This window comes from Marivirga harenae, assembly GCF_030534335.1.
In the GTDB taxonomy this organism is placed as follows: Bacteria; Bacteroidota; Bacteroidia; order Cytophagales; family Cyclobacteriaceae; genus Marivirga; species Marivirga harenae.
Window position 1 is genome coordinate 2,299,613 of sequence record NZ_CP130565.1, and the last position, 15,452, is coordinate 2,315,064.

15 protein-coding genes and 1 riboswitch are annotated in these 15,452 nt (G+C 34.7%); of the genes, 4 read left to right on the forward strand and 11 right to left on the reverse strand.

What is annotated here, in order from left to right; all coding sequences use genetic code 11:
* Positions 1-7: 7 nt before the first annotated feature.
* The gene (locus Q3Y49_RS09920; RefSeq protein WP_303267995.1) at positions 8-688 is read left to right on the forward strand and encodes a Crp/Fnr family transcriptional regulator; all 681 of its coding nucleotides are present in this window, start codon (positions 8-10) and stop codon (positions 686-688) included.
* 128 nt (positions 689-816) lie between these two features.
* Here the strand turns inward: Q3Y49_RS09920 and Q3Y49_RS09925 are convergent, their stop codons facing one another.
* The 4 genes from Q3Y49_RS09925 to Q3Y49_RS09940 all read right to left on the reverse strand — a co-directional run bounded on the left by Q3Y49_RS09925 (position 817) and on the right by Q3Y49_RS09940 (position 5,104).
* Entirely contained in the window at positions 817-1,299 is a 483-nt protein-coding gene (locus Q3Y49_RS09925) for a hypothetical protein (RefSeq protein ID WP_303267996.1), read from the reverse strand.
* Between the two features lie 71 nt (positions 1,300-1,370).
* Positions 1,371-2,582 carry a C10 family peptidase gene (locus Q3Y49_RS09930; RefSeq protein ID WP_303267997.1) on the reverse strand — a complete coding sequence of 404 codons (1,212 nt, stop codon included), beginning with the start codon at positions 2,580-2,582 and terminating at the stop codon, positions 1,371-1,373.
* Positions 2,583-2,886: 304 nt separating this feature from the next.
* Positions 2,887-3,813, reverse strand: coding sequence for a hypothetical protein (locus Q3Y49_RS09935; protein ID WP_303267998.1), 927 nt, complete (start codon positions 3,811-3,813; stop codon positions 2,887-2,889).
* Positions 3,814-3,823: 10 nt separating this feature from the next.
* Complete coding sequence (locus Q3Y49_RS09940; protein ID WP_303267999.1) at positions 3,824-5,104, reverse strand: CHASE2 domain-containing protein; 1,281 nt, start codon at positions 5,102-5,104, stop codon at positions 3,824-3,826.
* A gap of 134 nt (positions 5,105-5,238) precedes the next feature.
* Here Q3Y49_RS09940 and meaB point away from each other — a divergent pair, with 134 nt between their 5' ends.
* Positions 5,239-6,228 carry a methylmalonyl Co-A mutase-associated GTPase MeaB gene (meaB, locus tag Q3Y49_RS09945; RefSeq protein ID WP_303268000.1) on the forward strand — a complete coding sequence of 330 codons (990 nt, stop codon included), beginning with the start codon at positions 5,239-5,241 and terminating at the stop codon, positions 6,226-6,228.
* Positions 6,229-6,234: 6 nt separating this feature from the next.
* Positions 6,235-8,436, forward strand: coding sequence for a choice-of-anchor B family protein (locus Q3Y49_RS09950; protein WP_303268001.1), 2,202 nt, complete (start codon positions 6,235-6,237; stop codon positions 8,434-8,436).
* Positions 8,437-8,480: 44 nt separating this feature from the next.
* Here the strand turns inward: Q3Y49_RS09950 and Q3Y49_RS09955 are convergent, their stop codons facing one another.
* The 7 genes from Q3Y49_RS09955 to Q3Y49_RS09985 all read right to left on the reverse strand — a co-directional run bounded on the left by Q3Y49_RS09955 (position 8,481) and on the right by Q3Y49_RS09985 (position 15,054).
* Complete coding sequence (locus Q3Y49_RS09955; RefSeq protein WP_303268002.1) at positions 8,481-9,188, reverse strand: Dph6-related ATP pyrophosphatase; 708 nt, start codon at positions 9,186-9,188, stop codon at positions 8,481-8,483.
* A gap of 2 nt (positions 9,189-9,190) precedes the next feature.
* Positions 9,191-10,174: a DUF3667 domain-containing protein gene (locus Q3Y49_RS09960; protein ID WP_303268003.1), complete on the reverse strand. Its 984-nt coding sequence runs from the start codon at positions 10,172-10,174 to the stop codon at positions 9,191-9,193.
* A 53-nt stretch (positions 10,175-10,227) separates the two neighbouring features.
* Entirely contained in the window at positions 10,228-10,386 is a 159-nt protein-coding gene (locus Q3Y49_RS09965; protein WP_303268004.1) for a C1orf53 family protein, read from the reverse strand.
* Positions 10,383-10,772 (reverse strand): acyl-CoA thioesterase, encoded by a 390-nt coding sequence (locus Q3Y49_RS09970; protein WP_303268005.1) that lies wholly within the window; start codon positions 10,770-10,772, stop codon positions 10,383-10,385. Before Q3Y49_RS09970 ends, Q3Y49_RS09965 begins: the two co-directional genes overlap by 4 nt.
* Entirely contained in the window at positions 10,769-11,812 is a 1,044-nt protein-coding gene (locus tag Q3Y49_RS09975; RefSeq protein WP_303268006.1) for a YncE family protein, read from the reverse strand. Before Q3Y49_RS09975 ends, Q3Y49_RS09970 begins: the two co-directional genes overlap by 4 nt.
* A complete protein-coding gene (locus Q3Y49_RS09980; protein WP_303268007.1) occupies positions 11,809-13,695 on the reverse strand; it encodes a TonB-dependent receptor in 1,887 nt (628 codons plus the stop codon). Before Q3Y49_RS09980 ends, Q3Y49_RS09975 begins: the two co-directional genes overlap by 4 nt.
* Positions 13,696-13,788: 93 nt before the next feature.
* Positions 13,789-14,019: riboswitch (cobalamin riboswitch) on the reverse strand.
* A 138-nt stretch (positions 14,020-14,157) separates the two neighbouring features.
* Positions 14,158-15,054 (reverse strand): LysR substrate-binding domain-containing protein, encoded by an 897-nt coding sequence (locus tag Q3Y49_RS09985; protein ID WP_303268008.1) that lies wholly within the window; start codon positions 15,052-15,054, stop codon positions 14,158-14,160.
* A 106-nt stretch (positions 15,055-15,160) separates the two neighbouring features.
* Here Q3Y49_RS09985 and Q3Y49_RS09990 point away from each other — a divergent pair, with 106 nt between their 5' ends.
* Positions 15,161-15,448, forward strand: a complete 288-nt coding sequence (locus Q3Y49_RS09990) for a hypothetical protein (RefSeq protein WP_303268009.1) — start codon at positions 15,161-15,163, stop codon at positions 15,446-15,448.
* Positions 15,449-15,452: the final 4 nt, after the last annotated feature.

The window sequence follows — 15,452 nt, forward strand, 5'->3', positions numbered from 1 at the left end:
AAGTAATATGGCAGATTCTACTCAACTATGGTATTTTGAAAATGTTGATTTGTTTAACATTCTTTGCCCACATAAAATTGAAGGCATAGAAGACGATCATCCCATGACGAAATTCAAGAAGGAAGAGTTTGTTTATTTCCCGGAGGATTCTTCTAATTATATTTATATGATAGCGGAGGGAAGGATAAAAATCGGCTCTTATTTGGAAGACGGAAAGGAATCAGTTAAAGCGATTTTAAGCAAAGGAGAGATTTTTGGTGAGTTGGCCTTGACTGGTGAGGATAAAAGGCAGGATTTTGCTCAGGCCATGGATGCAGGGACTATTGTTTGTCCCATGACATTGGATGACATGAAAAATTTGATGGCCAACAACCAGCCTTTAAGTTTTAAAATGATGAAATTGATTGGACTGCGTTTGCGTAAAACGGAAAGGAGATTGGAGTCTTTAGTTTTTAAAGATGCTCGTACTCGAATTGTAGAGTTTCTTAGAGATGAGGCGAATGAAAAAGGAAAAAAAATCGGTTTTGAAATGATGATTCCCAGTCATTTAACCCACAAAGATATAGCCGCTTTGACGGGTACTTCTCGGCAAACTGTTACCACTATTTTAAATGAACTGAGAGAGAAAAACATCATCAACTTCGATAGAAGAAAAATCCTCATTAGAGATATGGAATTATTGGCATAAAAAAAGGAAGCCTTCAAAAGCTTCCTTTTTAGGTTCTGAACCAATTTTATTAAATTATTATTAAAATTATGTTTCGCTATTGATTTTTTAATTGAAGTTAAAAAGTAATTCTACTCTAAAATAAATTTCTATTCAATATTGAGTTGTATGATATTGTAATATCCATCTTCCAATTCACGATCGCTCGGATCATAAATAAGCTCATTATTTAACCATACTTTGGCAAACGCAAGAATACCCTGACTTCTCGCAACTGATGCTTTTAAGGTGTCTTTTTTGAAATCTCCCCATTCAACATGTGTAATTGGTTTTTCATAATTGTCTGTATGATTAGGCACTAAACTTAACATATAAAGACCATCTTTTTTTTCATTTAAAAAGCGTAATTCTTTACTAGATTCTGGATTTTGTAAAGAGGAGTCCATGAAGTAAGTTAATTTAATATCTGACTCCTTAATATGATTTGCATTGTTGGGATCCAATAAATCATTTCCATTTTGATCAACTAATGAAAAATACATATCGATTTCAATTCTGTCATTAGTAATATTATCTTCTTTACAACTCATGGATAGTATTGTAATTGCAAGTATTAAAAATTGAGTTTTCATCTTATTTGTCTTTTAATTAAAAATTACTTTAAAGGTTAGTTGATTGTGGAATTATGTAATAATAAAATCTTTTAAGGTCGTATATTATAAATCATTTTTTGATTAGAATTATAAGGTCCATTATTGCCTGAAGGATCAAAACTTGATGAATAGAAACCATCTGAACTTGATCCCCAACCCCAGTTCATTCGATAATAGGCTATACTAGTACCCGTACAGTCATCATAATGATAAGTATATAATTGATATCCTTCTGTAACCCACATGTGACCACCCGTACTGCTACTACCTGATAGAATAACAGGTCTATTATTATTTAGTTCCACTCTTACAGTACCACCAATAAATGAGGACTGAGTTGCGGATGAGTAACCAAAATCGCCAGTAAAAATAAGTGATTTATCTTTGTTGCTTCCAACGCCTGTAACTGCCTCTGATGCAGTTTCACAACTGTAAGAGGGTTCGTTCCACCATCTATTATCAATTGCATTATGAATATCTAAAATAAAATTTGCTGAAGTAGTATTACCCACTGTGTTACTCATGTTTCCCCAATTATAATTAGTAGGAAATTCATGATATCGCATTACTTGAGCAATGGCAATAGGTACACATCCTGCTACCGCTCTTGTTGAGGTGTTATCATCACATTGTATTATATGTAAAGCATCATTAAAACCACCTCCTTGTCTCCACTTAAATGGAAAGGTTAACAGTTTTTCATTAAATTCGGTATAATTGGAACAGTCAGGTTCATCCATTGGCCTTCCATTAGGCAATGCATTAGAAAAGCCTCCAACCTGAATATTTCCCCATAATTTTTTGAGTTTTAAAGATTGTTCTTTGTTCTTTTTAAGTTCATTTATTGTATCGTAAGCTTTATCCATCCAAAAAGAAATGCCATTTGCTGTTTTTGCTTTTTCAGGGTTAAAGCTTCCATCTTCAGAATAAGCTAAAATGGGATTTACTCTTTTGTCACTTGCCAATAAAACCCAACCACCCTCTTTAAAATTAATGGTATAAAATGAAAGTTCATTTTCTTTATTTTTTACTGGAATAACTTCCGTTACTGATTTATTTATGAATTCTTGACCGCCTCGCTTGCTTTGATCATCCTTTTGATCAATCAGAAAATTAATATTCTCTGCGATTGAGTCAGCTTGTTCAATATTTACAGCAAACTTATCATTGTTTTGGGTATCTAGAATTAAATCAAAATGTTCTTCCTTCGTGCAACTGAAAAACATGATGGCAAATCCTAGAATGTAAATTCTTTTTAACATAAGGCTTTGATTTTAAGGTGTTAATTTATTTGTAAGGTTAAATTATATAAATTTATCCTTAATTCCTAATTATTACTTATGTATTTATAAAAAGTTTTAAAACATCATCAACTTCGATAGAAGAAAAATCCTCATTAGAGATATGGAATTATTGGCATAAAAAAAGGAAGCACTTTTCAGGCTTCCTTCTTTAGTTTAGTTTTGGTTTTTACTCTCTGATTTAATCGTGCTAATCAGTGCGATTTGGCACTGAATATCCACAATACTATAATAGTCCCTCTAATTATTACCAAATAGGCTCTATCTAGTTTGTAAAACCATTTCTAATCAAGAAATCTTCATAAGCTTTTTCAAAAACCGGAACATTTGGTGCCATTTGGATGGCTTGCTCGTATGCTGTTAAAGCATCCAAAAGTAAATCATTGTCTTCATAGAAAGCCGCCATCACTAATTTATCCATAGCAGATTCGCCTTCTATCTCACTTTTGAGCTGTTCAAGTATTTCTTTTATTTCTGCCGTTTCTTCCTCTGGCTTAATGGTAATAGCATAATCATCAGATTTCAAATCTTCACCTTTAACCTGAACTTTCACTTTAATGAAGTTTTGACCAGCAAATGGTTCTTTACTTCTATCCAATAAGTAAGAAGTCTTATCGACCGTTTCAGTGGCAATGGTTTCATCAAAAAGGTTGCTGAATGTCAATTCATAAGATAAATCTTCTATTTCTCCCTCTTGCTTCGGCTCATTCCATCGAAGAATTACTTCATCATTGATGATTTCACTTGAGCTTAAAGCCATTATTTTAATAGAAGCACCACTCGCCAAAGCTCTGTCTACGGCTCCTGTAGCTCCTAGACTTTTTCTGTAATCTCCGCTACCTTCATCATCACTCATCTTGTTCATCACAAAGTCAGCATATTTACTGGCCACACTTGTGTTTTTACTTTTTAAGTTTGCTGCCAAACCTGAAACGGTATGAGAACCAGGGGTTTTTACTTCTAAAGTTTTGCCTGAATTATGCATCAAACCTAAATATGCTTCTTCTGATAATTTTAGCTCATCTCCAGAATTTAATGACTGACCAGTTTTCAGCTTTGTCCAATCAGCTCCTTCCAACTTAACAGAATTATCACCTTTATTGGCCAGGACCTTAAATACGTAACTTTGCGCATTGGCAGCGTAATTACCTAGCCACAATGCCACCACTACAATTTTGATTAAAGATTTCATAATAATTGATTTAATTGATTTCTACTTTGTCGATCTCACTTTTGTTTACACTAAATAATTCTCTTCTACCTTCTTTGGTAAACATATTTTTTACTACTCCATTATATACTTCCAAGGAGTCACCCACTACTGCCACAACACCCATTGCAAGTGTTAATTCCAAATTAATGTTAAACAGATGATAGCTATAGATAATTGCTCCTAATATAAGCAATAACTCTATCAGTTGAACTACTTTGGTGATACCATCATACCAATTTTTTAAACGATAGTAAACCCACATAAATGCCACAACATTTAAATAGCATAATAAAACTGCAATTATGATCTGGTAATGTTCTTCAAGTTTATAAACGTAATCCTCATCTAAAATCATAGAAATGATATTGGCATGAATTACAGCTCCAAACATATCAGGTTTTCCTCGGCCAGCATATTTCTCATTTAAAGGAGTATAATATTTGTCCTCTATCGTATACGGGTCACCAAAATATTCACCAAGCATACCAAAGATTACTATTTTTCCTTCTATTAACTCAGGAACGAAATTCTCATTAAAAACATCTGGAATATCCAAAGCAAAAAAGGTAGGAGCAAAATTGGTCTCGCTGCCCATTGCATTTCCTTTATAGTTGATGTATTCTGTTTCGTTATCCCTTTCCAAAAAACGCTCCACTTTTTCAGGTGCAAGATATTGTGCTAGCCTCACAGCGAAGAATAAATGAGTGCTATCCTTAGAGTATAAGTAATCTTTGGGAACAAAGGAACGGCATGTTTTTACATCTTCCTGTGTCACTCCTTCTCCTGTCACTAGATTTGCAAAGCCGAAATCCTCTGCATGTACCCTGAATTTTTCTGCAGATAATTTTAAGGAATCTACTACATTGAGCTCATTATATCGCTCAAGTTTGGTAGCCATAACAATATTGTCTACTTCACTTATTGCATTGACCAGTGCAGAGTCTTGAGCTTCTCCTTTTGAAAAAGGAAAAAAAGTGTCTAATCCAATTACCTTAGGATTGTATTTATTGATGATTCTTATTTGTTCAGCTATCATATGCCGAGGAAGCCTCCCGATGTTCACAAGAACCACGTTATCATCAGCTGAGGGATCTTCCCTTAATGTGGAGTATACAATGTCATTGAACTCTACATCTTCTAAAGCCTCTCCAATTGGATCAATAGCATCAAAAACATTGATTAAAGAAAATAACCCAAAGATTACAACGAAAATAAATGCCGTTGCTAAAATTGAATCTATCCATATGTTTTTGAATATACTCCCTTTCATCCTATATTAAAATAGTTAAACTTTTTATCTGAATAGTAAAATTATAATAATTAATTGAATTTAACAATTATATGTAAAAAAATTATACTTTAGACGTTTTGCATCTTAACTTTTGGGTTTAAAGAAAATATAGATTGAAAAAACGAAGAAGATTATCTTTAGAAGAATATCAAGAAGGTGTGCTTTCTGGCAGTAGGGTAGGATTAAGTAGAGCTATCACTCTTGTTGAAAGTACTCTGGACAGTGATAATGAGTTAGCCGCTCAATTGATAGATAAGATTTATGACTATACTGGAAAATCGTTCAGGATAGGAATTACCGGAGTTCCGGGGGTTGGGAAAAGTACATTTATTGAGGCATTTGGACAACTTGTACTTGAGAACAAAAAGAAGTTGGCTGTTCTAACCATAGATCCCTCCAGTCAAAAAACAGGAGGTAGTATTTTGGGTGATAAAACACGAATGGAAAAACTTAGTCGATCTGCAGATGCTTTCATAAGACCCTCACCATCAGGAGATGCATTAGGAGGAGTAGCGCACAAAACCCGGGAAACAATGTTACTTTGTGAAGCAGCCGGATATGACTTTATTCTGATTGAAACAGTAGGTGTAGGTCAGTCTGAAACCTCCGTTAAAAACATGGTTGATTTCTTTTTGTTATTGATGCTAGCAGGGGCTGGCGATGAATTGCAAGGCATTAAAAAAGGAATAATGGAAATGGCTGATGCCATCGCGATTAATAAAGCAGATGGAGACAACATTGATAGAGCTGAAAAGGCCAAAAAAGAATATCAAAATGCTTTACATTTATTTCCTGCAAATGAAAATGGATGGGTACCTGAGGTAAAGACTTGTTCAGCAGTGAATAGTGAAGGGCTGGTTGAGATTTTTCAGTTATTAAATAAATTTCAAGTAGAACAAAAGCAAACGGGTTATTTTGCATTAAACAGAAAAGAACAAGCAATTCATTGGATGCATCAAACAATTCATCATTTTTTAAAACAAAACTTCTACAAAAGTCCTGAAGTATTGAAAAATTTAAGCAAATTTGAAGATGAAGTAAGACAGGGCAATAAGCATTCTGTTAAAGCTGCAAGAACGTTATTAAATCAATATTATAAATAAACTATCATGGCCAAAATATTTACTTTCCTATTGACTTATATTCTAATTTTGAATTATTCTTTTGCCCAAACCCCGTGCGAAAATGGAAAGGCTGCAGGATATGACTGTAATCAAATAGAATATCTTGCTAGGCTGAGTAATGCCGAGTTATCAGGTACCAACGGGGTCGAAGGAAATGATATTTGGGGTTGGACAGATCCCTCCTCTGGAAAGGAATATGTTTTGATGGGGCAGACAAACGGGACTGTCTTTGTTGATATCAGCAATCCAGCCTCCCCGAGGATTATTGGAAGACTTCCAAGCCAATCCGGAAATCCCAGTTCATGGAGAGATATTAAAGTTTACAAAAATCATGCTTTTGTAGTTGCTGATAATAATACTGGTCACGGCATGCAGGTCTTTGATTTAACAAGACTAAGAGAGGCAAATAGTTCAATCCAAATGTTTAGCGCGGATGCTGTTTATGCTGGTGTTTCTAGTGCCCATAATGTGGTGATCAATGAAGAAACTGGATTTGCGTATATAGTAGGAGCCAGGGGTGCAGGTAATAATTGTGGTCAGGGGGGATTGCATATAGTCAATATTCAAGACCCAAAAAATCCTGAATTTGCAGGTTGTTTTGATTCAGATGGCTATACTCATGATGGACAATGTGTTATTTATAATGGCCCAGATCAGCAATACCAAGGAATGGAGATTTGCTTCAATGCCAATGAGAATACTGTGACAATTGCAAATGTGAATGACAAGGAAGATACCAGGTTGATTTCGAAAATGGGATATTCACAATCGGCATATTCTCATCAAGGATGGTTAACCGAAGACCATCAATTTTTTATTTCAAATGATGAGTTAGATGAATTGAATAATGGGCTGAATACCAGAACTTTGATTTGGGATGTAAGAAATCTAGACAATCCAATTTTACTAACTGAATATTTATCAGAAAGAACAGCTATTGATCATAACTTATACACAAAGGGGTCATTAATTTTTCAATCTAATTACACAAATGGGTTGATAGTTCTGGATGGTAAAAGAATTGCCCAAGGTGATTTGCGAGAGGTAGCTTATTTTGATTCTTTTACGCAAGGGAATAATACTTCTTTTAGCGGAAGTTGGAGTAACTACCCTTATTTTGACAGCGGTATTGTTGCAATTAGCGATATTAATAATGGATTGCTCTTAGTTAGACCTACTATAGAAGAAAAAATTGTGCAACACCCCGTTTTTACTTCTTGCGGTACAGAAGCTCGATTAAGAGTGGAAGTTGATGAGAGCTTTGAAGTTAATAATTATCAATGGCAGCTTGTAGATGGCGATGTTCCCCAAAATTTAACAAATAATAATGATTATTCAGGTGTGAATTCGGCTGAGCTTGTAATAAATTCAGAGCTGTCGGGATTGGCAGATATGCGTTTCCGGTGCAAGGTAGAATTAGAAAATGGAGAAACATTAACAACTTTTCTTTCTAATAATGTTGATGGATTACCAAGTGCAAATCTTTCAGCGTCAATTAATGATTTGGAAGTGAACTTCATCAATAGCAGTTTGGGTGGTACTAGTTATGAATGGGATTTTGGAGATGGAAGTGATATTTCAACAGAAGAAAGCCCAGTGCATACTTATGAAAATGCTGAGAATTATCAAGTCCGACTCACTGTTAGCAATGATTGTGGTTCTTCACAGTTCGAGTATAACGTAAATTTAACAAAATGCTTACCTTCTGCAGATTTTACGGTCTCAGTTGAAGACGGTGAAATTACATTTGTAAACTTAACAAGAAACTCTAATTTATTTGAATGGGATTTTGGAGATGGCTCGGGCATAGTTACTGATAAAAATCCAGTGTATACTTACGATAATGAAGGCCCGTTTGAAGTCACCTTAACAGCCTATAATGATTGTGGAACTAGTACTGCCACTATGACGATTGATGCCATGGTTTTGAATAATCGAAATTCCTTAAATCGACTCGTGAATATTTACCCTAATCCTGTTCAAGATCAATTGTTTATTGATTTTGAGTCTTCAGAGGATATCCGTGAAATATCTGTTTTAGCTGCAGACGGCCGAAAATTTTACTTTAGTGAGTCGTTCCAGAATAAACAGTCAATTAACATGTCTGCATGGGAACAAGGTCTATATTTTATGATTATTACTGATAGGAAGGGAGGTAGAATAGTAGAAAAGATTATTAAGGAATAATGGTGATCTGCTCGGTTTTCAAAATCTGTAAAGCCGAGTAGTCATTATTCAAAATCAGCAAAATAAAATTCAGTTCTCATTTCTTTGGTTTTTCCGTCATCCTCAATTTTATAAACATAAAAATGAGAGTGAATTGAAAGCAATTGTAATTCTATTGAGTTTTGAAAAAGTGGCCCATTATAAACAAAAGTATGAAACTCTCCATTTTCGCCACATGGGTCAACATTCTCACCTAAGTTCTGAATGAGTTGATGATTAATGGTTTGCCCAATTAAGGATTTATTAAGTTTTGATGCATCTCCTGCACAAATTTTAGTTTGGTATCCTAGATCCAAAAATTCTTCAATAACGGCTTTAGTTCCTTTTCCCCACAATGGGAATACACATTTCATGCCTGTTTCTGCCATTCTTTCTTCTCTGTATTGTCTCAAATCTTCTAAGAATATATCCCCAAATGCAATGGTATCAATGCCTTTTGTTTTACAATATTCAGCATATTCGCTCATCACTTGGTCATATGACTTATTGCTTTTATCAGACGGTAGGTGACTTATTTTGAGTGGTAAGTTTAATGATTTTGCCTGCGCTTCAATCAATTCTTTCTTGATGCCATGCATGCCCACTCTATTGGTTTCTTCGCCAATGACAGTATGTAAGTGGTCTATTTTATATTCTTTTGACTGTTTTAAATAATGAAATGCTAAACACGCATCCTTTCCTCCGCTCCAACTTATAGCAATTTTCTTTTTCATTTTTATATGGTAAAGAACGAAATAGACAATTCTAAAGCCAATCCCAATAACAAGAGTGTGAAATAGAAAAAGCCTAAGGTGATGAATTTAAAAATTGATTTTGTCCAACTGTTTTGATAAAGCCTTTTAATGGAGAAAAGGGTATAAATGCTAACCCAAACAAAACTTAGAAATATAATCCATTCTTCAGCTGTAGAAAATAGACTGATTAATAAAATGGCTAATCCATAAATAAAATATGCAAATGCATGAAGGTGCAGCCCATGAATGAGATGTTCTATATAATACCTTTTCTTCATAAAAAGGAGGTATAAGATAAAAGCAAAAACGGGGAGGAAGAAAAACATCATCAAAGGCAGATTTCTAATGGCCTGATAGGTGAACATGGAAGAATTCAATACAAATGATCTTTTATAACTGGCGGGAATAATTTCGATACTTCCACCTACTTTATCAAGTTTCGCTTCAAATTCCTCATCGCTTAAATTTTCATCTGCTGCCCAATATTTTAAGGTTGCCCACTTATTAATGGAATCTTCCTTATTTGCCACTTTATTTTGCTCTGCTTTATTAATCAGTTGTTGAATTCCTAAACTATCAAGTTCTTCAACTTTTAGCGAATCCGTAATGGATTTTTGATTGACAACTGATCTTAATCCTGAGTCAATCAAATCTTTAGGAACTGTAAGGCTAATCATGAAAAAATAGAAAAGGGAAAATATCAAATACAATCTAATAGGATTGATATACCTTCTCCTTTTCCCTGCATTAAAAGCTTTGGTGAGCTTTCCTGGCCGGAAAATAAAGGGGTTTAAAGTTTTGAATAATATAGTGTCAAAACTAATATAGTTTGAAAAGAAATCTTTTATAAAAGCACCTAAAGGCAGCTTTTTGTCGGAATTTTCTTGGCCACAATTTGGGCAATAGTTTTGATCAGGTGTTAATTGCTCACCACAATTAAGACAGTTCGTAGTCTTGTTTTTCAATCTTCTGTTCAGTTAGCTAGCTACGAAAGTAAAAAATAATTTGAATGTTTTCGTTATTTTTTTGCCTTCACATTTTTAAAATCATAAGGGCAATGTCTGCATTTATTTCCGCAGCAATAACCTCTTTTTAAATGATATTTTTCAGTGAAAACGAAAAAGCCATTTTCCATATAAAAATCATCCTTCTCTATCTTTATGTTTTTTGCACTCATGTGATTGAAATCGGTTTCTTATTTTCATCTATAGCCACCATAGTGAAACAACCAGAAATAGATTTTTCCCTGTGGTTGGAATACATTTCTTCTGTAAAAACATCTACTCTGACCTCCAAACTAGTATTTCCGACCTTCTCAATTTGACCCACTAATTCCACTATGGTTCCAGCAGGAATGGCTTTATTGAAATCTATTTTGTCACTGCTAACGGTGACCATTTTCTGTCTGGAATAACGGGTGGCCGTTATAAAGGCCACCTCATCCATCCATTGCAAAGCAGTTCCTCCAAACAGGGTATCATAATGATTGGTTGTGTTTGGAAAAACTGCTTTGGTTACTTTGGTAATTGCATTTTTAATTTTTTGTTCCTTAGTATTAATCATCTTTCTCTTTCAATATTAAAGCTAAATTGAGTTGGAATGATGCCTGATTCAAAAGTATCTATCAGCTCCCCTTCATTGCTATATCTATAAACCAGTCCTTCACTTGAATAATCTGTTGCATCACCTAGATAGAAGTCTCCTGTTACGGGATCTACAGCAAAGGCGTAAGGTGTTTCCATTTGAACTTCGATTCCTGTATTATTTGTTGAATTATCCGAGATTTTAAGATATGATATCTGATTTTCTGAATAATAGTATATAAGGTCCTCATGAGCATCAATATCGCCAAGAACTTTATTTCCTAACTTAATTTCATCTTGGATTCCGTTTAGAGAGGCCTTTAGTTTGAGTAAACTGCCACTAGTGCAAACAACCCATATATTCCCAGCATCATCTTCCTCAAATTCTTGAGGGCCTGCTGGTACTTCAATGATAGTTTCAATTTGCAAATTGTCCATATTGATCACGCTTAACTCACTAATACTTCCATCAAAACTGGCATGGCTTACGATTAATTTATTATTTTTTATGAGCAGGTGTTCTGGATATTCTTCCGTGTCAATTCGATCAATTAATTCATTTGTGTTCAAATCAATAACCAATATTTCACTATTTATTAAAGCGAAATTCTCATTATAAGGTCCCCAATTGGCAATAAATGCAATATCTCCATGTACTGCAATATCTCTTGGTTTGTTTAACTCAGGTATTCTGATCTTGCTTTCTGATTTTAAATTATTGCCCATTATATCTATGGAATTGCTACCGTTCAAGACGCTATATATCATCCCATTTTCTATTAGAATATTTTGTTGTACATCTCCAATTTTGCTTCCGTTTTGTCCACTATATAAATCTGGGTTATATTCATAGGACTCTGGGTCATAATTTCCAATAGTAGCATTATTGCTTCCAAAGGCTCCTTCATGATAAATGTAAACCCCAGAGGTTTTTAAGTTAATTTCATCGGGCTCATTACAGGCGGAAAAAAATAATACTAGGGTCAATAGAGCTAATAGTTTGCTGTAATTGTTTGTCATTTTAAATAAAGTTTTCTGGTTATGGTTATTTGATAATTTCTACCGGGCATAGCATACCCTGAGTAGAGGAAATATTCTTGATTAAACAAATTTTTAGTTGTAGCTGATAGTTGCCACAAATTCGATTTCCAATTCAAACCCAAGTCGGTTAAAGGGAATGGTTCTAATGCAAAAAGATCTGAATTGCTGTTAGTAGTGTAAACCTTTCCCATCCATTGTTGAAATAGATCCAACGAAAACTTTTTCCAAATAATGGTAACAGAGGCATTGGCTTTATGCAATGGAGTATATATCAATTGTTTGCCAATTTCATTTCGGTTTCCTTCGCTTTCTATCACCGTAGATGCGGTATAACTATATTGACCATTAGCTTCAAGATCTAGTCCTGAAGTTATTGGAAAATGAAGAGAAGCACTGCTTTCAATCCCTTGTGCTAGTACCTCCTTAATGTTTCTTGGTCGCCATTGATTGTTAGGATCAGGAATCCATTGGATCCAATTATCTACCTGATTATGGTATGTAGTTATAGAGAATTCCGATTCTGTTTTTCCCCAATGATGTCTAGAGGATATTGTAACTTCTTTGTTCCAAGAGGTTTCTGCTTTCAGGTCAGACCGACCTGCCTCATTCCAAAATCGATCATTTAAAGTAGGAAGTCGGTAGTTGTAAGAAGTATTTAATTTGAGCTTCAGTTGATGACTCTTTTTTGTAAGTAAAATAGTGGATAATCCTGCATAAGGTGAAATTGGAATTTGTACTCCCGGCACTACCTGCTGTCTTAGATGAAAAGCATAGTCTATATTTTTCAAAATTTCTCCCTTGAACAAGGCTCCAAAGCTAAAACGCTCCTCAGTAGCTCTTCCCAATTCATAGTTTCGGTTTTGAGCTTCTATGTGATTGTGTCGAGCCGATATTTTCAATTGATGATTTCTGGAAAAATAATACTTATAATCGGCAAAGCTTTCCCATCTGTTTACCTTATAATATGAAATAGCTTGACCTAATCTGTAATCCATTTCATCGGTAAAGTAGCCTGTTCCAATTTTTAGCTGGTGGTGTTCACCATTTCTCTCATAATTCAGAAGAGTTCTTAGATTTTGATCTGTCTGCTCGTTTAGGTCTCTGCTCGATCCAATTGGAGGTTGTATTTCCCTGAAATTATCATGGTACCAAATGGCCAAAGTCATTTGGTCTTTACTGCTGATTTTATAACCGATGCTTTGATTTACACCCCAGCTCTCAAAACGCGCATTGTCTTGCTTTTCACCAGTTTGCAAAATGGTAAAATCATTTTCTGCTTTACCCCAATATAATTTAGTGCTGTAAGCCCATTTCCCTCTACTTCCATTGGCAGATAGATTACTTTTGAGTTGACCAAAGCTGCCTAATTGTTGACTCAGGGCTAGACGATGACCCGATTTGAATTGCAGGGGATTTTCCAACAATATAGCACCTCCAAATGCACCATTTCCTCCCATGCTACTACCACTGCCAGGAATAACGGATATTTCTGAAATGGCATGAACAGGAATTAATGAAAAATCAGTTTGGCCTAATGTATAGCTATTGATATTAAAGTTATTCCACAAAACAGAAGTTTGGCTCGCACTGGTGCCACGAAAGGCAATGGTCGTCAGCATACCATTTCCGTATTCTTTGAAGTAGATACTACTATTCTGCCTCAGAACATTGCTGATGTTATCGCTACTGTAGAAGTCAAGTGTTTTAGGATTAGGCAATAGGATGTTGTTTCCCGGTAGAAATTGTTTTTCAAAATTTCCATGCACAGAGATTTCCTGCAAGACAGTCATACTGTCTTGTGGGTTTTGTGCCAATAGTTGATCACCGAACCATAGCAATAAAAATAACACACCTAATCGCATAAAATATAGTTTAATGCGACCACGGTCAAAATCAGATGTAAAAAAGTTCGCTAACAGCTTTCGTACATTCCTGACCTTTCACCCGAAAGTCGAAAATATTCATAAGCCATGGCAGGTCTCCTGACTTGTCCTATGAAGTTGCGGCCTTCCCATCAGCCAAAAGGCGGACAGTGGCAAGGGTATTGCACTTCAAACAAAAATTGGACTTACAGTTGCGGGGACAGTTTCGGAATTTCGGTTTTAAAAAATTAAAACCAAGCACCGAATTCCCTTTTAATCCTGAAGGATTGTTTTCCAACAGAAACCATAATTCTGTTGCAAATGTAGGGGAATGAAAGGTGAATTCAAATGTTTACTATAAAATATAGACAGCAAAAATTTTCTAATAAGAAGGAGGCGTTTTTATATTCTTTTTGATACACAAGCGCAGGTCAGGAGTAAAATAGTGGAGATTTTATTTGACTATTTGTAATCGAGATACCATTTAAATTTTTTATCAAGGATTTCATTTTTTCTAACTCTAATAAAATCTAGGTATGCTTGAGCCACGGGAGAAATCCTTTTTCCGCTCAGCCAAATTAACCTCCATTTGGTTTTCAGAGGTAAATCGTCAGCAGGTAAAATATATAATTGCTTATCTAGTAATTCGTTTTTTATCCCAATGAGAGGCATTATAGAATTTCCTAGTCCTGCAATTACAGCTTGCTTTACTGCCTCATTTGAGGTAAGTTCTAGTCTTTTTCTGTCCTTAGAGTTATGAGTTCCGTAGTAATGCTCCATAGCGCTTCGGGTAGCAGATCCCTCTTCTCGATAAATGAGTGCTTTGCTGTCATTTCGTTTCGGTTCGTTACTTATTAGGTATAATTTATTATCAATTAAAAGCTCTTCTTCAACGTCCAGTAGACCAGGTATTACACTTACCAAAGCAAAATCTATTTCATTGTTTTTCAGACTTTGGATAACTCTTGTTTTATTTGTGACATCCAAAACTAGGTCTATTCCAGGATTTTGGGACAGAAATTCTTCGAGAAAAAATGGAATAACATACTTGCCAGTTGATGCCGAAGAGATTTTTAGTTTCCCAGTCAGCATACCTCTATAGGCTTCAGTTTTATAATTTATATTGTTGAGTTCTTCAATAACCCTCTCAGCTATTATAGCAATCTCCTTTCCGAAATCCGTGATGTGTAGTTTCCTGCCAATAATCTCATAGAGTGAAATATCAAACTGCCCTTGAAAATTCTTTAACTGGATGGAAACCGCAGGTTGAGTCATGAAAAGTTCTTGCGATGCTTTAGTGATACTTTCTTTCTGAACCACTTTTAGGAAGATCTGCAATTGGTGGATAGTGTAATTCATAACAATAGTTTATAAGTAGTATAAAACATATAAATAAAAATATATGAGTAATATTTCTCAAATTTGTATAAATAATTTCATAAATCATTAAACAATTTTAAAAATTATGGAAAAAGTGTTAGTCAATAAGCAGACTGAAGTCCTAGTGAAAGGAGAGTATTCAGCAGTAGAAGCTAAAGAAATTGTGTCTAATCTAATTAGTCAAAAAATTAATTTTCACAATCTGAGAGATTTTAGTTCTCATGAGCGATATGGAAAGCCGGATGAAAATTCTCTGAAAAGGATTGTGGAGTTGAAAGAAAGTAGGAAATCTTTGTTGGAAATTATTGATGCTGCCAAAGAGGAAGGGAAAGCTGTTAAAATTAATTCAAATATTATAATTGAACTAGTTTAAAAAC